Below are 19473 nucleotides of genomic sequence, written 5' to 3' on the forward strand. Positions count from 1 at the left end.
TTAGAAAAAACGGGTATTCGTCGTAAAGTTGAGTTGCTGCTGCGCCTGGAAAATGTTGTTCCGCAGGGCGATGTAATTGAGGATACCCGACTGATGCGTACGGATTTTATCCAGATAGTCGAGCAAACTGATGACCCGGTTATTGTAGGCTTTTGTGGCTTCGACGGATATGTTCTGCAACTGAATCAGGTAGTCGGGGGGCAACGTGGCGTTCTGCTCGTAATAGAGTGTCAGCTTCTCATAGGCTTCGATTACTTCGTTGCGGACAACGCTTTCCTGATTGTCGAGCCCAGCCTGCGCACTTTTTATGCCCAGTTTGGCGACTTTAATACCGCCCTGATTCCTGTTAAAAAACGGCAGGTCCATGCTCAGCTTAATGGCCGTGAAGTTCACGTACGTGTTCCCATACCGCTCGTAGGCCACTCCCGCCGTCAGGTCAGGGGTGCGGCTGGCCTGTTCCAGATTCAGTCGCCGTTCGGCGTTGATGATCTGCTCCCGTGCCAGGGCGGCATCCGGCCGGTTGACCAGCGCCGAATCAATCGACAGTTCGACCGTTGGCAAGGCCGGGACTGCGTCAGGAACCTGAACGGGCAGGATGAATTCAGGGGTCGTTTGCCGCAACAGCACCCGCAACGTCGCTTGCTCTTCGGCAATCTGGCTGCGATACGTGGCGATGTTGGTGCGCAGTTCCCGCCGATCCACTTCCAGGCGCGTTAACTCGTAGCGGGAAACGCCACCCGTTTTCAGCGCCAGTCGAAACGATTCGATCAGACGTCCCTGCCGCTCTTCTTCGCCACGCAGCAGCCGGATCGCTTCCAGGTCGTAATGCAGGTTCGCGTAGGACGTATAGAGTTGATACCGCAACGTTCGGAGGATGTCGCGGAAGGTGATCGACGCCAACGCGCGGTTACTTTCGGCCAGCGCCACGAGTTTGGTCCGCTTACCCGCCAACCGAATAAGCTGCTGAAGTTCAGCCGCGTAATAACCGCTGTTGTAGACATCGTTGTTGATGTCGGAGACTGGCGGTGTCGACAGGGGCAGCACCTTCCCCGTGTTGGGATTATACAGGTTGGTGGCTACCTCCAGGTTTGGATTCGTGCGCAAACCCGCCTGAATAACCTCGGCTTCGGCCGCGCTAATCTGATAACGCTGCGCCAGCAGCTGGAAATTACGGCTCAGAAACCGTTCTTCCAGTTGAGGCAGGCTAACCCGCAGCGTGTCAGAAACAGGCTGGGCGGCTCCCCACAACGGCAATAGTGAGCAGCAGCCAACCCAGAATAGATAGATTGAGCGACGAGAGAAAAACATAACGAAAAGAAAAAACCTAGCTTATGCGAATCGATTCACCCTGAACCGTTACTTCGTTACTTGACATGGGCCGATAGCGCCGAACCGGCCTTGATGATGTCGCCATCCTGCGTTTCGTCGGAAGCGGCCAGCACGACCTGATCGCCCACCCGGAGCGAGCCGAATACTTCAGTTTCTTCGCCCAGATCCAGCCCTTTCCGCACGCTTACCCGGTGGGCTTTCCCATCGCGGACAGCGACCACAAATACCTGTTCGGTTGAATTGACGACAGCCGTTGCGGGCACAACCAGCGTAGCCACCCGGCGGTGTAGCGGCAACGTAACGTCGGCGTACATACCCGCGCTGAGCTTCCGGTTTGCGTTTGGCACGTCAAATTCCGTAATCAGCGCCCGGACGTTTTCCTGTAGGCTTTCCGACGTTCGGGCCAGTTTGGCCGTGAATGTCTGCCCCGGCAGCGCGGGCACCGAAAAGGTGATTCCCACAGCATCCCGTACGGCATCGGCGTATAATTCCGGCACCGCCAGGGTAAGACGCAACCGGCTGTTGTCTTCCAGCACAAAAAGCGGCACGGCGTTGGCGGTATTGCCGTCGGGTCCGACCAGATCCCCCGCCGATACGTTACGCTCGGTGATGGTGCCATCGAACGGAGCGACCAGGCGCAGGTACGTTGTCATCTGACGGGCAACCTTCACGTTTGCCTGGGCAGCCGCCAGTAGCGAACTGTCGGCGGCTACCCGACTCCGGGCCAGATCAATTTCAGAGGCCGCCACCACTCCCGCCGTTTGCGACGCTTTTAACAAGCGGTTCAGGAGCGCCTTATCATTGGTGAGGGAGCTGTTGGCCAGCGTAATTTTTGTTTGCGCTTCGGCCAGTTGAGCCGTCAGTTCGGGGGCTTCCAGAACGGCCAGCAACTGCCCTTTCCGCACCCGCGAACCCCGATCGACAGCCACCTTCTGCACAAAGCTTTTCACTTTGGGGAAGATGCGGGTTGCGTAATACGGCTTCAAATCGGCGGGTAGCGTCAGGTCGCGGGAGTTGTTCACAGCCCGAACGGTTGCCAGCGTGTAGGTTGGCGGCAGCGCGGCTGATTCCTCCTTTTTCTCGTTCTCTTCATCGTGTGAACAAGCCATCAGGCTCATCATAAGCAGCAGAAAGAGACTCGTATGTATGGTGCGTGGTTTCATAGTTCGAATGCCTACAACAAGGCGTGTTCCTGGTGATAATATTGACTGTTTTCGTCGTCGGGATCGAGCGACGTAGAATCGAGCGACGATTTCCCCTGCACCCAGGCAAAGGTGTTTGGCAGGATCAGCAGCGCGGCTACGGTGGAGAAAAAGAGTCCGCCAATAACGGCCTGCCCCAGCGGAGCCACCTGATCGCCCCCTTCGCCGAACCCGGACGCCATAGGAATCATACCGGCGATCATGGCAATGGCCGTCATCAGAATGGGGCGCAGTCGGGTGTTGGCCGCCATCCGGGCCGCCCAACTGGCATTGCCGTTCACCAGGCGGACCTGCTCAGCATTCGTCACCAGCAGCAGCGCATTCGACACCGACACCCCCACCGACATAATCATGCCCATGTACGATTGCAGGTTCAGCGTTGCTCCGCAGGCAAGCAGCATCAGCAGCGAGCCAGCCAGCACGGCGGGGACGGTCGACAGGACCACCAGCGACAATTTGAACGACTCGAAATTGGCAGCCAGCAAGAGGAATATGACGACGATAGCGATGGCCAGACCGGTCTGGAGACTGCTAAGCGTATCGGCCAGCAGCTGAATCTGTCCCTTGGTTTTAACCACAACGCCACGAGGTGGTTCGCCCGCCTTGTCGACCGCTTTCCGAACGGCTGCCCCGGCGGTTCCCAGATCTTTACCCACAATATTGGCGGTCACGGTAACCAGCCGATTGGGACCTTCCCGATCGATCTCGCCCGGTGTGAGTCGTGTGCTTACCGAAGCCACATCAGCCAGAATATGCCGGTTGCCGTTTTCGTACTTGATCGGAATATTCTCAACCGCCGAGACGCTGTTCATCAGGTACTCCGGGATGGTGACCTGCACCTGATAGCCCAGGCCGGATTTAGGATCGATCCATAAGTTGCGCTCCGTAAACCGGCTCGACGAAGTAGCCGCTACCATCGATTGAGACACCTCTTCCGCCGTCATGTTGAGCTTTGCAGCCCGCACCCGATCGACCTTCATCGACAGGGTAGGCACGGCCAGCGGCTGGGTGATCTGAACGTCGCGCAGGTACGGAATGGCCTGTAACTCACTCACAACCTTTTTCGCGAATTGATGCGCCTGACCAATGTTTTTAGCCCCGACGGTTACTTCAATGGGTGTCGACGCCCCCTGGCTCATAATTTTTTCGGTCAGCTCAATGGGCTCAAACGAGATTTTCGTGTCGGGCATATCACGAGCAACCCGCGCCCGGATATTTTCTTTCAGCTGTTCATTGTTGACGTGGTAATCTTCGTGAAGCGCCACCTGAATAATGGCTTCGTGGAACCCGCTGGTGTACACGAAAATAGAACTGGTACCGTAGCTGGACGGGACCGTACCCACGTAAGCCGACGTAATCCGCACGTGCTCCGGCCCGACAATCTCGTTGATAAGTTTGAGTGCCTGACGGGTGGCCCGTTCGGTCACCTCAAGCCGGGTACCATCGGGCTCCCGCAAGCGCATCTGAAACTGCGTCGTGTTGGCCTTGGGTAGAATATCCGTGCCTAACCGACTGAAACCGAAGACAACTAACGCCAGGCTGATGCCCAGATAAGCCAGCACCGTCACTTTTCGATACGGCTGAATCCGCTCTACCAGCCGGGTATAGCGCACCCGAAATTTCTCAAACCCACCCACTTTTTGGGTATCGGGTCCGTGCTGATCTACCAGTCTGGCTTCGGATTGAATCTGTTGGTTTTCCAGACGAATTTTTTCGACTTCAGGGGCCTCGTCCTCATGAGCGTGATCGGCGGTAGCGTGACCGTTGTGGCTCTTCATCAGCCAGTTTGCCAGTACCGGCACGAGCGTCTGCGATAGCAAAAAGGAAGCGATCATGGCAAAGCCAACGGCGAGCGACAGCGGCAAAAACATGGATTTTGGAATGCCTTCCATCAGGAACGACGGTGCAAAAACGGCTAGGATACAAAGCAGGATCAGCAGCTTCGGTAAGGCAATTTCCTTACAGGCATCCCAGATGGCGCGGCCTTTCGCCTTCCCCGTCTCCAGATGCTGGTGGATGTTTTCAATAGTCACGGTGGCTTCGTCAACCAGCACGCCGATCGCCAGAGCCAGCCCCGACAGCGTCATCGTGTTGATGGTCTGCCCCCACAGGTCCAGCATCAGCACCGCCGATAAAATCGCCAGCGGAATGGTGACGACAACGATCAGCACACTCCGCAGATCGCGCAGAAACAGGTAGACCATCAGGCCCGTCAGCACCGCGCCCAGAATCCCTTCGCTAATCAGGTTTTTGACCGCTTCGACGACGTAAACCGACTGGTCGAATTCGTACGACAGCTTCACATCCTCCGGAACGGCAGCCTGTAAAGCGGGCAGCGTGTTTCGTACGTTCTTGACCACGTCCAGCGTTGACGCATCGGCTTTCTTAACCACCGGAATATAGATGGCCCGCTTCCCGTTGACCAGCGCGTAGCTAACGGTAATGTCGGCGCCATCGGCAACCGTACCCACGTCGCGGACGTACACATTCGGCCCGTTTCCTTTCCGGATCGGTACGTCCAGAAAATCGCTGACGTTCTGAATAAGCGAATTAACGGGGGACATATACGCCAGCTTGCCAATGCGCACATTACCAGCCGCCGAGGGCTGGTTGCTGTCGGAAATCGCGTCGACAACATCATCGGGAGTCAGGTTATAACTCCGCAGCAGACTGGGGTCAACCCGCACCACCACCGTTCGCTGGTTACCGCCAAAGGGTGGCGGAGACGCAACCCCCGGAATCGTGGAAAACATAGGCCGAATGCGCGACGCTGCATAATCCTGGATTTCGTTTAGCGAGTGTGTCGACGAGTTGAAAACCAGCTGACCAACGGGCACCGAGCTGGCATCAAACCGAACGATCTGGGGCGGTACGGTGCCATCGGGCATGTACGCTCTGGCCCGGTTGGCGTTAGTCGTCACCTCCGAGGCCGCCTGTCCCATGTTCGTTCCCGGATAAAAAGACAGCTTCAGCAAGGCCAGGCCCTGCGTGCTTTTGATTTCAATGTTGCGAACGCCCGTTACGTATTGAAACAGGTTCTGGTACTGAGCCGCGACGAACCCATCCAGTTGGTCCGGCGCCATGCCCCCGTACGGCTGAATGACGTAAATGGTGGGCAGATCCAGCTCGGGGAAAATATCGACGGAAATCTTTCGAATCGATAAGGTCGAAAAGATAACGATAGCCAGCATCCCCACCATCACGGCAATCGGATGGCGTAAGGCTGCTTTGATTAAACCATGCATAGATCAGTGAGTAAGTTGATTCAGAAAAACAGACAGGTCGCCCTGGGCAGCGGCTTTCAGCAGGAGCGATCGCCACAGGTTGTTGTTGGCGACGGCCTCGTCTACCTCTGCCCGGTTCACGAGCACAAACGACTGCGCTACTTCGACCAACGTACCCAGCCCGGTCTGGTAGCGTGTCGTCGCCTGCGTGTAGGCATTCCGGGCCGCCGTGGTTTGTATCGGCGCTTCAAGCAGTTGCTGCCGCGCATAGGCGGTGCGTAAATCAGCCGTTTCAGACTGGCGATTTAGGCGAAGCTGTTCCTGTCGATACTGCTGCCGGAACACATCACCCCGGAGCTGCTCCGCCCGGGTTTCGTTGCGAATGCGGGGTAGCGCCGACAGATTCCAGCGGGTTGACACGCCGACCAGGTAATTGCCAATTCGATACGGTATCCCCTGACCGAAGTTGCCGCTAACCTCGCCCGTTAGGTTGTCGATGCCCGAACCCCGTCCCCCGAACGAACCCAGCACGAAAATGGACGGCCAGTAGGACTTTCGAATGGCTTCGGCCTGCGCCTGTGACTGCTCAGCCTGCGCCTGCAAGAACCGCAGCGATGGCGCTTCGCCAGCATTAGCCGATTCGAGGGCCAGTTGAGGCTGACGGCTGTAGAACGACGTATCCGGTTGGTAGACACCGCTTCGAACGCCCATCATCTCGTGAAGTTGCAGCAGTTGCGTCTGTTCATTCTGACGACTTTCGAGCAACAGCAGCCGCGCTTTCGCCGATTCGGCCCGTGCCACCGATGAATCTACACCGGGTCGCAGGCCAGCGGCTGCCCGCGTGGTGACGGCCTGTTCAAACTGTTGCGTACGCGCGAGATTAGCCTGCTGAACGGCAACAACCCGGTGCAGTACCAGCCAGTTCAGGTACGCGTCGGCCACCCGGACCTGCTGCTGAAAGATCTCATTCTCGGTATCGGCCTGACTCGCTTGCTGCCCCCGCCGGGCCACGGCTTCGTTGGCTTGCAGACGCCCGAAATTAAATACGCGCCAGTTGACCAGCAGGCTGGTAAAGCTGCCCCAAACGCCCTGCCAGCTGGCGGGACGGGCCGCCCCCGAAACCGGAATCACCGACCCTTCATTCGGGAAGTACGCACCGGCCAGGTTGTTGAAACTGGCGAAGGTGTGCTGATCCTGAAACTGCACCTCGGGCAGCCGCTGGTTACGGACAGCTTCGGCCTGGTAGTTGGCGGCTTCCTGCTGGGCCTGTTTGGCTTTGATGGATGGATAGTTCTGCTGCGTCAGTTCCATTGCCTGCGGCAAGGTTAGCCGTTGAACAACTGGGTCCTGCGCCTGCACCTGACCGCAGGTTCCGATCAGACCTACGATACCATATATAATTCGTTTAACGTGATTAACGACCATGACCTTTGGTGGATTCCGCCTAGCATCGTTTTTTGAGAAACAGAACCGCAACAAACTCATTATCAGTAGACACGGACGTGTTGATCCGCTTGTCGGGTTGGACTGAGAAAGAGAACGTGTGTGGGTATCATGCATTGGGAGAACAAGTAATGTTGACTCCACAAAGATGCTGTCGCGAGATTAGAACCGTCTGAGAACGGCATTAGATCTTATGAAATCGTAGCGGGCTCCGACGGCGTAGCGGTGTCGGAGTAGATGGGCAGCCGGACGGTGATGGTCGTTCCCTGATCCAATACCGACTGAACGTTGATGGTCCCTTTGTGAAACGCAATAAGCCGCTTGGCCACGGCCATACCGACGCCGTATCCTTCGGTTTTGCCTACGTTGCGGCCCCGATACAACGGCTCAAACAAATAGGGCAGGTCCTCAGCCGGAATACCTCTTCCCTGGTCGGTAATGGTAATAACGTATTGCCCCTTCGCCTGTTCAGTACTTAGTTCAATCCAGACGGGTTGCTGTGAGTATTTGCAGGCGTTATCGAGGAGGTTAGTCAATACGGTGGTTAGCAACGGCTCATGACCCAGGATCTCAAAATAGTCGGAGTCTGACAGAGTTCCAAACTGAAAATACAGGGCTGTATCGGGGTATTTGGCTTTGGTTTGCGCCATCGCCTTTTCGATGCACTCGTCTAGCCGGATGGGCTGACGGGCAACGGCTACATTCTCGGATTTCGATAGGCTCAGCAGCCCATTGGTTAGTTCGATGATGCGCTTACTATCCAGCACGGCTAACTCCATACTCCTGCGCCATTGGTCCGGTACTTTATCGTAACTAAGCGACGTCTGGAGTGTACCGAGCATATTTGTCAGGGGCGTACGAAGCTCGTGGGACGCGTGCGAAATAAAGCTCCGCTGATTCTCAACATTGGTCTGCAAGCGGGTGAGCATCTCATTGAATGTCATCGCCAGTTGCGCCAGTTCGTCCCGCTTGTTTCCTTCATCGAGCCGTATGGTTAATTGCGAATCGGATTGCTGGTTAACGTCGGCTACCATGCGTGCGATGGGCTGTAAAAAGCGGCCCGAAAAATACCAGCCAGCCCCCATAATCAGCACCCCACCGCCCAGGTTAGCGATTAGCAGCAGCACCCGCAAGTATTGGTCACTGGTATCACCGAGCCGATTAATGCCGGTCACAAAAATCGAATAAGGCTGATTCTCATACGTATACGTAATGCCAATCCCTTTCTCATTTTCGATATTGAACTGAACGGATTTTTTCTGGCTGAGCGTAGCCAGTAAACTCGTTTCCTTTTGCTGGTAGTCTTTGCTCTGGTTCGTGAAGAGAATAGTGCCCGTGGAATCAAAAAGGCTGGTATGCTCTCCGGTAATTGTCGCAAAATCGATGGCTTGTAGGCTATTGAGCGGGTTACGCAACGCCTTCCGTTCCAGAATGATACGGCCGTATAGCTGCGCTTTTGCCTGGAGACGTACGTAGAAGGCCCGTTCGCGGTAGATCGAATAAAAAAGGTAAATAAAAGTCGAAAAAGCCAGCTGAATCGTAATCACAAGCAGGATAAAAACAAGCGTCAGTTTGTTACGAATCAGCATAGCGTACGGTTAATTTTCGCGAAGTACATAGCCCATACCAACAACCGTATGCAACAGTTTAGGCGAGAAATCGCGATCTATTTTTTTACGAAGGTAGCTCACGTACACATCGATGACATTCGTACTTGTGTAGAAGGAAAGGTCCCAGACTTTTTCGGCTAATTCAGTGCGGGAAATGATCTTTCCCCGATGAGCCATCAGGTATTCGAGCAACGCGTATTCTTTGGTCGTTAAATCAATTCGTTGGCCGTGCCGCGTTACGATTTTCGTGTTCAGATTTAATTCCAGATCCGCTAATCGCAGCAGCGATTGATTACTGATATTGTATCGTTTTGTAATGGCTCGAAGCCGGGCCAGAAGCTCAATAAATTCGAAGGGTTTAGACAGATAATCGTCGGCTCCGGCATTGAATCCGTTCATTTTATCGTCCAGGCTATCCAGCGCCGTTAGCATCAAAATAGGCATCGACGAGTTATCGGCCTTAAATTGGCGACAAAGTTCGATACCATTAATTTGAGGCAGGTTTATGTCCAGTACTACAGCATCATATTCATTGTGCGTGAAGAGCTGTTTACCCACGTAGCCATCGTAAGCAACATCAACCCGGTACGATTCAGCTTCCAATCCTTTCTGCACAAACAAAGCCAACCGCTCTTCATCTTCTACTAACAGTACTTTCATACGAACGTATGGATTGGATACAGACTAAATGTACGACTTAATAGTAAGTGAGGACTCATTGCAAGCTTTGTAAAGCCTGACTGATCGTCCCATCAAACAACTAAAGTTGATCAAGCATGTTAGTACACATCTGCAACTAATCTGTGTTCAAACTATTTCCGCTAAGCTTCACTAAATTGTTTTTAAGGTAAGAAAAATAGTTCTCAAGGTTTGCAATAAACGGGTAGAGAATATCAAAAGCCTTACCTAGGATTTGCCTGACGATGGATTGGATCAACCGTGTTCCTTCATCTTGTGCTTTAGTGGCTCACCGCATACACAGCCAAATAAGTTAGCGCACCACCTAAATAACCTAGTAACGCTGGACCACTGATTCGTCGTAGATACCACCCGAACTCTAACCGCTCCATGCCCATAACGGCCACGCCTGCGGCTGAGCCAATCACTAACAAGCTGCCGCCCGTTCCTGCACAGTAGGCCAGAAACTCCCATAATTTATGATCAGCAGGATAAGCCCCTAGATCATACATGCCCATCGCAGCGGCCACAATGGGCACATTGTCAACAATTGCCGAGGCAACACCGATAATGCCCACAATCACATCTAGATTACCCACTGATTCATTTAGGGAAGTGGCTACCTGCTCTAAGATTCCAACCGATTCCAGACTGCCAACTGCCAGCAGAATGCCCAGAAAAAACAAAATGCTCGGCACATCAATTTTGCTCAGCGCATGAGCTACCGAAAAGCGCTGCCGCTCCTGCTCGTCTTTATCGGCATGAATCAGTTCCGAAACCACCCACACAAAGCCCAACGCCAAGAGCATCGCCATATAGGGGGGGAGATGAGTAATGGATTTAAAGATGGGCACCATAACGATGGCCGACAAACCGGCGGCAAACATCACGCGTCGATCACGCCGGGCAGTGGGATCAATGTAGGGGCGGCTGGTATACTTGTGCCCTTTAGACTCCCGGTCTGGGGATTCAGACTTCAGGGTAAAGCTCAGATACAGCAAAGGTACTAACAGACAAACCAGACTGGGCAAGAAGAGTTGGCTCATGATGTTGACGGTTGTCACTTGTCCACCAATCCAAAGCATCGTTGTCGTTACGTCGCCAATGGGTGACCAGGCTCCGCCGGCATTAGCGGCAATGATGATCATACCGGCAATTAGCTTTCGTTGCTCAGCCTGCCGAACCAGGTTACGGGTTACCGAGACCATCACCAGCGCCGACGCCAGGTTATCCAGCAGGGCCGATAAGATGAACGTCAAGCCGCCAATGAGCCACAACAAGACGCGGGGGTTGCGGGTAGCGACGCGGTCGGTAATGATAGTAAAGCCCCCGTGAATGTCGATCAGTTCGACGATGGTCATGGCCCCCAGCAGAAAGAAGAGAATTTGGGCAATCTCGGCCAGATGGTGGCCCAGGGCTTCCAAAGCCGGCTCCGGGTCAGATAGGGTGAGACTATACACCGTCCAGCAAAGGACGCCGGTAATGAGGGCGGTTGCGGTTTTATTGATACGAATCGAATGTTCTACGGTGATGAGGGCATAACCGAGCAAAAACAGAATAACCAGCGTCGTAAGCATAGTAGGCAGATAAAAACGTCAGTAAAGTACTTTTCTTCTGAGCGAGAAAAGACCCTATCCTCCTCAAAGGATTTTGATTAAACGGCCAAATTAGGCAATTAAGGTTAGAGCGAGCTTGGAGTACGATTAGAAAAACATTAGTGTGCTTTAAACATTTATCAAATGCCCCTACAAGTAGCCGATATATGAATGGTCATTCATTATACTCAGCGGCCTTTATAACTACAGGAAATTAATTCGTGTTAGTCATAAAGAGAACTGCTTCTCACAGAGCCCAACTGCATAAAGCCACTAACGGAATACCTTAAAAGAAGAGAGCTTAAGGGACCAAACACGTCAGAACATGGAGCGGCAAGTGTACGTTATCGCTGATGGATGAAATCGACAACTGATTTATGAACAGGCTAAAACAAGTATCGGCACAGACCACATTTAAAAAAGGAATTGTTGTACCTAGCTTACTTTTTATACTCTCCGTTACATTTATTTCCAGCTTCTTCCCTGAGTTGACGGCTACTCTCCTAGGACAAGTTCAGCAGTGGATCTTTACTAATCTAAACTGGGTATATATCTGGTCAGTAACCCTATTTGTGTTTTTTCTTCTGGCCCTGGTTTTTAGTAAATACGGTTCGATTACCCTGGGCGACAATGATTCTGAGCCAGAGTACTCGTTTTTTTCGTGGATATCGATGCTTTTTGCAGCCGGAATGGGAATTGGTCTGATGTACTTCAGCGTTGCCGAGCCTATCGCTCATTTTTCGGACCCAACCTTTGGGGCATTCGATGATATTCGGCGGGCCAAAGATGCTCAGTTGTATACGTTTTTCCATTGGGGAATTCATGCATGGGCAATCTATGGCGTGGTAGGTTTATCGTTAGCCTACTTTACTTACCGCTATAAGCTACCCCTATCGCTGCGCAGTTGCTTGTATCCAGTTCTGAAAAACAAAATAAACGGTAGGGCGGGCGACATTATCGACTGTTTTGCCTTGTGCAGTACTTTTTTCGGCATTACAACGACGTTGGGTTTTGGCGTTGTACAACTTAATGCCGGACTTGTGGAAGTCGGTATAATGCAAAGTAAAGGGTTTGGCTACCAGATTGCTATTGTTACTGTTATCATGATTATTGCCACCCTATCGGCCACTTCTGGGGTGAATAAAGGCGTTAAATTCCTGAGCCAACTTAATGTCTCTAGTGCGGTTTTGCTTATGGTATTTATTCTTGTAGTGGGACCAACCGTCTTCTTGCTAGGTACCTTCTCAGAGGGAGTTGGCTATTATTTGAATCAGTTTTTTAACTTAACCTTTGACACCCATGCGTATGAGCCTGCCACTCAGCCTTGGTTTTTTCGCTGGACAATCTTGTACTGGGCCTGGTGGATCTCCTGGGCACCTTATGTAGGTTTGTTTATTGCGAAAATATCAAGGGGGCGCACAATTCGGGAATTTATCGCGGCTGTGCTTGTGATCCCAACAGCTTTCAACTTTTTATGGATGACCATATTTGGGAATAGCGCAACCTGGCTGGATCGGAATGACGCAGGAGGCTCACTAAGTAAGCTAACCAGTAGTGCCGATGAGTTGCTCTTTCGGTTTTTAGATTATTTCCCTGCAGCAGGCATTAGCAGTGCGTTAGCCATTTTCATCATCTTTGTCTTTTTTGTGACTTCCGCCGATTCAGGCATTTTTGTCATGAACAATATTGCTTCTAATAATGCGGCCGAATCGCCTAAATGGCAATTAATCTTTTGGGGCGCACTGCTGGCTCTCCTGGCCCTGGTATTGCTCAATGCGGGTGGGCTGCAATCTTTACAAACGATGACCCTCATTACAGCGCTGCCCTTTTCGATGATTATGCTGATGTTCTGCTATTGCCTGATACAAGGCCTGATTGTCGATAACCATTACCAAAACCAGGGCTTTTCACCCGCCACCAGCAATTGGTCAGGTGAGTTTTGGAAAGAACGGCTTGATCGGATTGTTTCCTTTAAGACGAAGGACCATGTCGATCACTTTATGATGGAAACGGTTGCCCCCGCCTTGGAAGAGCTTTCCGCTGAGTTTAACAGCAAGGGTATTGTTACCACCGTGCAGACGAAAGAGAAACCAGCAGATGTCGCCCTAACGATCAAGCATGAACGACTTGAAGATTTCACCTATGGGGTTCGTAATCACGCCAAAACAATCTCCAGCTTTCTAGTCAATGAAGGCAACATTCCTGGCGTAATTGGCAACAAATCGTATATTCCTAGAACATACTTTGGTGACAACCGATTAGGTTATAACATTGAATACTTTACGCAACGAGAGGTTATTGCTGATGTACTAAAGCAGTACGAACGCTTTCTGGCATTATCCTCCGAAGAGAAGAATGAAATATTCACGATTGTAACGCTAAAAAGTAGGGAGTAAGGTATATAAATAGTCAAGCCAAGGCGGAGAACACAAGACGAAAAGACGACTCGTATCGTTGTCCTGGTCAATGCTATCCAAACGAGTAGGGTGATGATGACCAGAGATGGTGGACAGCTACTCCTTAGTGAAATGCCTGCGTCGGTCAGGTATTTTAGTTGGCTATGTACTACTGAAAAAGCTTTTCAAGGGGGTAAGAAGCTATCTCGTCTCACTTTATAGCCTTATGTACGATCTAATAGGTTGTGCTATACGTTGGAAAGGCTCTTGAATCGCTTACCATGCGGTTACTTTTACAACCGAAGAGCCACGCATTCAATCGTTTCATTGCAGCTAATAGCCAAATTATTCCTTTTGGTCGAAACTATGATTCAATTTTGGTGTCGGCTGTTCCTAATCTGCTTCGCTCTTGGTCTAACGGGTAAGGTAGGAGCGCAGCAGCCGTCGGTTATCTTTACTGATGCCCGTAGGCTTACCTTGACTGGCAAGGCCTGGAACAGCCAACCATTTTACCACCGGCTGGATACAGCTGCCTATCCGGCCATTCCAGCCAATGTCAAGCGACTGGCTACGAATTCAGCAGGATTAGCGATCAGCTTTAAGACCAATAGCACCCGCATTTTGGCTAAGTGGTGTACTAGTTCGCATGCCCCAAGTGGCAACATGACGGGGATTGCTTACGAAGGAATGGATTTGTACATCCAGCGCGATAATCGCTGGCAATACGCCGGCGTCGCGAGTCCAAAATCCCACACCTGTTCGGAAGCTACGATCGTGGAACATATGGCGTCGGGGGACAAAACCTGTTTGCTCTTCTTACCTACCTATGATGAGACTCTTTCGCTTGAAATCGGCATTGATTCTGGCGCATCGATTAGTCCAGCGGATAACCCATTCAAGAAAAATATTCTGATTTATGGGTCCAGTATTACCCAGGGTGCGTCCGCCAGCCGACCAGGACTAGCTTATCCGGCCCGGCTTTCTCGAGAAACGGGCTATAATTTTATTAACCTGGGCTTCAGCGGTAGCGGCAAAATGGAACCGGAGGTTGCGGATATGATCGCGCCCTTGGCAATGGATGCTTATATTTTGGATTGCCTTCCTAACCCGTCCCCAGCGGAAATTTTAGCCCGCATGAGCAATCTGATTCATACCATTCGTAGGTTTCATCCACAGGTACCTATCATTGTTATTCAAACTGTGGCGCGTGAGAAGGGTACTTTTGACCAGCAGGTTGCGGCAGTCGTAGCGTTAAAAGATCTTTACAGCAATCAAGAGATTAAGAAACTTCAGGAGCAGGATAAACACCTTTATTTGATCCGGGCGGATGGTCTATTAGGGCATGACCAGGAAGGCACAACGGATGGGATTCATCCCAACGATTTGGGTTTCGATCGAATGCTCCAAACGATCCGGCCAGCGATTTTGAGCATTCTAAGCCGCTATGGAATTTGATGCTTGATACAAGTCGCTAATGGGCAGATACGAAGGGCTGTGGGCAAGGCTAATAAAAGCTTTAAAATCCCGCGAAAAATAGCTTTGATCTGTATTACTAACTTGTAGGTTAAACGGCTTAAATTCGAGATTGGCTGTTACCAAGGCTGCTTAGGGACAGCCTAAAAGCGAGCCAAGCGGCTCACTAATTTAGCCCTAATTCCACTTGCCGTTTTGACTCATCGTTTCACTTATCGTATCGAAAGAGCAAACTCATCGGCTAATGTGGAGTGAGCGGGTAACTGTAGTTGATCAAAGAGTTTCCTTGACACCCCAGCCCGGCGCTAATGAAGCGGTAAAAGCGGGTGAAATCGTGATAGCAAAGCCACTTCTGAGCGATGGACAGCTTGATGAGGCCATGGATAGGCTAAAGAAGCCGCTAGCTAAACCTTGAGTTGAGAAAAATGCACGTCAAAGGAACTGATGGCTAAGGCGGAAGGGCTTGTCTGGGTTTGCAGCAACAGCTCCAGAGCCCAAGCGTATTGCCTAACGGATACAATCGTTACCGACCCTCACATCGCAGAGTTGATAGATATTCCAGCGAATGAACCAGTTAGAGGGCTGGAATAGCCACGCTTGGCGTTATCCAAAAATAAGGGACCTAATGATGTCCTCCGTTTTTGGAAAGATCTATTGCAAATAAGGAGCACGGCAACTATAAGCTATAATACATTATCAAAACAATTGGTGTCCTATTAAACGCTTCAATTTATTATATTTTAGTTAGCATATATAGTATACAAGTTAACTATAAAATAGGTAGCTTGCACCCATTAACCAGTCAATTGTTTTGATGACGCCAGTTCTCCCTCAGCAGATCTTTGTCGTAGATGACGACGAAGACGATCAGTTTATGATTCATCAGGCACTGGCTGAGCATATTCCATTGGTAACCATTGACGTGTTCGCTGATGGTGAAGCATTACTCAGGTCTTTAAGCCAAGCATCTATGCTGCCTCATCTCGTATTGCTCGACTTGAATATGCCCCGGATGGGCGGCTTGGAAGCCCTTGAGCACATTCGATCAAATCAACTCTACACCGGTTTACCCGTAATTATGCTGACTACCTCGGATAGCGCAGAGGATCGGGCGCGCGCTCAAGCGCTAAAAGCCGACGGTTATTTTGTCAAACCTTCCACCGTATCTCATTTAAACCAACTCATTCTAACTGTTAAACAGCAGTGGCTTCAATCCGGCCAGTCGTAGGGCTGCCGTTCTTTTTCAAGCGCACTGCGTAAACGAACAGGATCAGCTTCAAGCCTAAGCGGCTCGCAGCTAGGCGCATCACCGTTTTTTTCATAACCATTCCTCACGCTTGAACAATAGCGCTCCTTACAAAATCAACTGTTAAGCAATCTTACCTTCTTTTATGATCGATTCGCTACCCAACTGGGTGTTATGGTCTTTGTTAGTAGGACTTCTACCCGGCGGCTTGGCTACGCTGTCCGCTCAGCCAGCCCAGTCAGCAGTTACGGCCAACTCCCAACGCACGATAACCGGTTTCATTACGACAACAACGGGGGAGGCTCTACCGGGCGTAACGGTTCGCCAAACTGGAACCAATCAGGGAACCGTTACGGGGGCAGATGGTAGTTTTCGGCTGATACTCCCGAATGGAGGAGCCACGCTAACGATTAGTTTTGTCGGCTATGTAACCCAGCAGGTTCCGGTCGGCACCCAAACGTCGCTAACCATACAACTCAGAGAAGACGCGCAGGCTCTCAGCGAAGTCGTTGTAGTTGGCTACGGTACTCAAAAACGGTCGACTTTGACGGGTGCCGTAGCCGAGGTAGCCGGTCGGGACCTGGTACAGAGTCCACAGCCTAACTTGGCCAACTCGCTGGCGGGACGAACACCCGGTCTGATTGCGCTGAACCGGTCGGGCGAGCCGGGCCGCGACGGTTCGCAGTTCTTTATCCGGGGCCGCTCGACGCTGGGGGATGCCAATCCACTCATTGTTATCGACGGTGTCGCCAATCGACTGGGTGGTCTGGACCGGCTCGACCCGAATGAAATTGAAAGTGTATCGGTATTGAAAGATGCGTCGGCGTCGATCTACGGCGCGCAGGCCGCTAACGGGGTTATTCTGGTGACCAGCCGCCGGGGTGTGAAGGGTAAACCACAAATCACGTATAGTTTTAATCAAGGATTGTCGGCTCCTACGCGCTTACCCCAGATGGCCGATGCCGCCACGTACGGTCAAATCTTAAACGAAATTCAGTACTACGCAAACCCGGCTGGCGGCTTGAACCAGCGGTACACGCCGGAGCAGATTCAAAAGTTTGGCAATGGTTCCGATCCGATCAACTACCCCAATACGAACTGGTTGCGGGCGGTGCTTCGGTCCGCTGCCCCGCAACACCGGCACACGCTGGGCATTAGCGGAGGGAATGATGATGTTCGGTATCTGGTATCGGTGGGTAATGTGTTTCAGGATGGTATCTACCGGAACGGAACGGCCAAGTACAACCAATACAGCCTGCGGGCTAATATAGACGCGAACGTCGGCAAAAACCTGACCATCGGGGTCGACTTGAACGGGCGGCAGGAAGATCGCAACTATCCGCTCGATTCGGCAGGGCGTATTTTTCGCTATGCGTTACGCGCTTATCCAACGCTGGTCGATCGGTACCCGAACGGTCTGCCGGGCTCCGGTACCGACCAGGGACGGAATCCCTTGCTCCAAGTAACCGACGCCCTCGGTTATCAGCGGGACCGGCGGGGCTACATCAATTCGACCATCCGGTTCCGGGAGAATATACCGTTTCTGAACGGGTTATTCGTGGATGGGTTTGCCGCTATTGATCAGGTGTATCAGGCTAACAAGCAGTGGTCTATTCCCTGGACCACTTACAACTACAACCAGACCACCGGTCAGTATACCCCACAGCTCAACGCGCCATCGGTGCCGGGACTGCTGCAAGGGCAAACCAATTCGACGCAAATTACCCTGAACGCCCGGCTCAACTACGACCGCGTTCTGGGTCTGCATCGGCTCGGTGGTTTCCTGGCCTATGAACAAAGCACCTACAAAACTGATGTATTTACAGCCTACCGCAGTGATTTTGTGAGTACCCAGATTCCAGAGTTTTTTGCGGGAAGTGAAAGCGACCGGGTGAGCGGACAGCCGTTTTACTCCGCGAGACAGAACTACTTTGGTCGATTGCAATACAACTACAACGACCGCTATCTGGTCGAGGTACAGGGCCGTTACGACGGTTCGCAGAACTTTGCTCAGGCGCGCCGATTTGGATTTTTTCCGGCTTTGCTGCTGGGCTGGCGCATTTCCGACGAGCCCTGGTTTAAAACCCCGACAACGGCTTTCGTCAATAGCCTGAAGTTCCGGGCTTCGTATGGATTGCTGGGTAACGACCGCATTGCGCAATATCAATACCTGGCGGCTTATCGCTTCGATGCGGGCTACATTCTGGGCGATACACCCATCCGGCAACCGGGGCTAACCGCCGGTTCAGAACCAAATACCAATGTTACCTGGGAAAAAGCCCGGACGGCTAACGTAGCGCTCGACGCGACCTTGTTCGAGGGTAAACTAAGCGTAACGTTCGATTATTTTCACACATCCCGCAATGACATTCTGATCCGCCGAAACGTATCTGTGCCGGACTACACGGGGCTTGTGCTTCCCAACGAAAATCTGGGCCGACTAACCAATCAGGGATTCGATTTTCAGATTACTCACAACAATACCTACGGACCGATCAACCTGTCGGTGGGTACCAATTTTACGTTTGCCCGCAACCGGGTGCAGTTTCTTGACGAGGTGGCGGGCCTGCCTGATTACCAGCAGCAAACGGGGCAGTCAATCAGCGATCCGAGCTACGGAGGCTTATTGTATCAGAGCCTCGGCATTTTTCGTAATCAGGCCGAGGTTGACGCTTATCCGCATGTACTGGGAGCCGGTCCGGGCGATATCAAGCTGGAAGACAGAAATGGCGATGGAACAATCGATGCTAATGACCGGATTCGGCCACGATACAGCAATGTACCCGAGATCGTTTATGGTGTACCCATCAACCTAAGCTGGCGTGGGCTCGATTTAGCCATTCTGGTGCAGGGACAGGCTCATGTAGCGCAGTACCTGCTGCTGGAATCAGGCTCAACAGGCAATTTCTTTGCTCAGGACGCGGCCAATCGCTGGCGACCCGATAATCCAGACGGCACGTTTCCACGCGTAGCCAGCGAAATGCTTAACAGCGTCAACGGGGCTTATCAGAATACGTACTGGCTGAAAAATGCGGCTTTTACGCGCCTGAAGAACGTACAACTAGGCTATAACTTGCCCAAAACGTTGCTAACCAAAGCGAAGATTCAATCCCTGCGAGTTTACCTGAGCGGCTTTAATTTACTGACGATTGATCAGCTGAAAACCATTGATCCCGAAGGAGGTTCGGCGCAGGGCTGGTTCTATCCCCAGCAGAAAGTGTATAATCTGGGACTCAGCGCCCGGTTTTAATTCATCCACACGCGGAGCGCCGGACCG

11 protein-coding genes are annotated in these 19473 nt (G+C 52.0%); 4 read left to right on the forward strand and 7 right to left on the reverse strand.

Features of this window, described 5'->3' with window-relative positions:
- The 7 genes from LQ777_RS27615 to nhaD all read right to left on the reverse strand — a co-directional run bounded on the left by LQ777_RS27615 (position 1) and on the right by nhaD (position 11063).
- Complete coding sequence (locus LQ777_RS27615) at positions 1–1308, reverse strand: TolC family protein (RefSeq protein ID WP_232563524.1); 1308 nt, start codon at positions 1306–1308, stop codon at positions 1–3.
- Positions 1309–1364: 56 nt separating this feature from the next.
- Positions 1365–2492 carry an efflux RND transporter periplasmic adaptor subunit gene (locus LQ777_RS27620; protein WP_232563525.1) on the reverse strand — a complete coding sequence of 376 codons (1128 nt, stop codon included), beginning with the start codon at positions 2490–2492 and terminating at the stop codon, positions 1365–1367.
- An 11-nt stretch (positions 2493–2503) separates the two neighbouring features.
- Entirely contained in the window at positions 2504–5776 is a 3273-nt protein-coding gene (locus LQ777_RS27625) for an efflux RND transporter permease subunit (protein ID WP_232563526.1), read from the reverse strand.
- A gap of 3 nt (positions 5777–5779) precedes the next feature.
- Complete coding sequence (locus LQ777_RS27630; protein ID WP_232563527.1) at positions 5780–7180, reverse strand: TolC family protein; 1401 nt, start codon at positions 7178–7180, stop codon at positions 5780–5782.
- 209 nt (positions 7181–7389) lie between these two features.
- Positions 7390–8787 (reverse strand): HAMP domain-containing sensor histidine kinase, encoded by a 1398-nt coding sequence (locus tag LQ777_RS27635; protein ID WP_232563528.1) that lies wholly within the window; start codon positions 8785–8787, stop codon positions 7390–7392.
- Between the two features lie 9 nt (positions 8788–8796).
- Positions 8797–9468, reverse strand: coding sequence for a response regulator transcription factor (locus LQ777_RS27640; protein WP_232563529.1), 672 nt, complete (start codon positions 9466–9468; stop codon positions 8797–8799).
- Positions 9469–9767: 299 nt separating this feature from the next.
- Positions 9768–11063 (reverse strand): sodium:proton antiporter NhaD, encoded by a 1296-nt coding sequence (gene nhaD / locus LQ777_RS27645; RefSeq protein ID WP_232563530.1) that lies wholly within the window; start codon positions 11061–11063, stop codon positions 9768–9770.
- 395 nt (positions 11064–11458) lie between these two features.
- Here nhaD and LQ777_RS27650 point away from each other — a divergent pair, with 395 nt between their 5' ends.
- The 4 genes from LQ777_RS27650 to LQ777_RS27665 all read left to right on the forward strand — a co-directional run bounded on the left by LQ777_RS27650 (position 11459) and on the right by LQ777_RS27665 (position 19446).
- On the forward strand, positions 11459–13477 hold the full coding sequence (locus tag LQ777_RS27650; protein ID WP_232563531.1) for a BCCT family transporter: 2019 nt from the start codon (positions 11459–11461) through the stop codon (positions 13475–13477).
- A 366-nt stretch (positions 13478–13843) separates the two neighbouring features.
- Entirely contained in the window at positions 13844–14932 is a 1089-nt protein-coding gene (locus LQ777_RS27655) for an SGNH/GDSL hydrolase family protein (RefSeq protein WP_232563532.1), read from the forward strand.
- Positions 14933–15764: 832 nt separating this feature from the next.
- The gene (locus tag LQ777_RS27660) at positions 15765–16178 is read left to right on the forward strand and encodes a response regulator (protein WP_232563533.1); all 414 of its coding nucleotides are present in this window, start codon (positions 15765–15767) and stop codon (positions 16176–16178) included.
- Between the two features lie 163 nt (positions 16179–16341).
- Complete coding sequence (locus LQ777_RS27665; protein WP_232563534.1) at positions 16342–19446, forward strand: SusC/RagA family TonB-linked outer membrane protein; 3105 nt, start codon at positions 16342–16344, stop codon at positions 19444–19446.
- The last annotated feature ends 27 nt before the right edge of the window (positions 19447–19473 follow it).

Source organism: Spirosoma oryzicola, from assembly GCF_021233055.1.
Lineage (GTDB): Bacteria > Bacteroidota > Bacteroidia > Cytophagales > Spirosomataceae > Spirosoma > Spirosoma oryzicola.

What these genes read in the sequence shown, in the direction of transcription:
- nhaD (WP_232563530.1), bottom strand. Translation starts at nt 11,063, where the DNA reads ATGCTTACGACGCTGGTTATTCTGTTTTTGCTCGGTTATGCCCTCATC.
- LQ777_RS27665 (WP_232563534.1), top strand. Translation starts at nt 16,342, where the DNA reads ATGATCGATTCGCTACCCAACTGGGTGTTATGGTCTTTGTTAGTAGGA.
- LQ777_RS27630 (WP_232563527.1), bottom strand. Translation starts at nt 7,180, where the DNA reads ATGGTCGTTAATCACGTTAAACGAATTATATATGGTATCGTAGGTCTG.
- LQ777_RS27650 (WP_232563531.1), top strand. Translation starts at nt 11,459, where the DNA reads ATGAACAGGCTAAAACAAGTATCGGCACAGACCACATTTAAAAAAGGA.
- LQ777_RS27655 (WP_232563532.1), top strand. Translation starts at nt 13,844, where the DNA reads ATGATTCAATTTTGGTGTCGGCTGTTCCTAATCTGCTTCGCTCTTGGT.
- LQ777_RS27660 (WP_232563533.1), top strand. Translation starts at nt 15,765, where the DNA reads ATGACGCCAGTTCTCCCTCAGCAGATCTTTGTCGTAGATGACGACGAA.
- LQ777_RS27620 (WP_232563525.1), bottom strand. Translation starts at nt 2,492, where the DNA reads ATGAAACCACGCACCATACATACGAGTCTCTTTCTGCTGCTTATGATG.
- LQ777_RS27635 (WP_232563528.1), bottom strand. Translation starts at nt 8,787, where the DNA reads ATGCTGATTCGTAACAAACTGACGCTTGTTTTTATCCTGCTTGTGATT.
- LQ777_RS27625 (WP_232563526.1), bottom strand. Translation starts at nt 5,776, where the DNA reads ATGCATGGTTTAATCAAAGCAGCCTTACGCCATCCGATTGCCGTGATG.
- LQ777_RS27615 (WP_232563524.1), bottom strand. Translation starts at nt 1,308, where the DNA reads ATGTTTTTCTCTCGTCGCTCAATCTATCTATTCTGGGTTGGCTGCTGC.
- LQ777_RS27640 (WP_232563529.1), bottom strand. Translation starts at nt 9,468, where the DNA reads ATGAAAGTACTGTTAGTAGAAGATGAAGAGCGGTTGGCTTTGTTTGTG.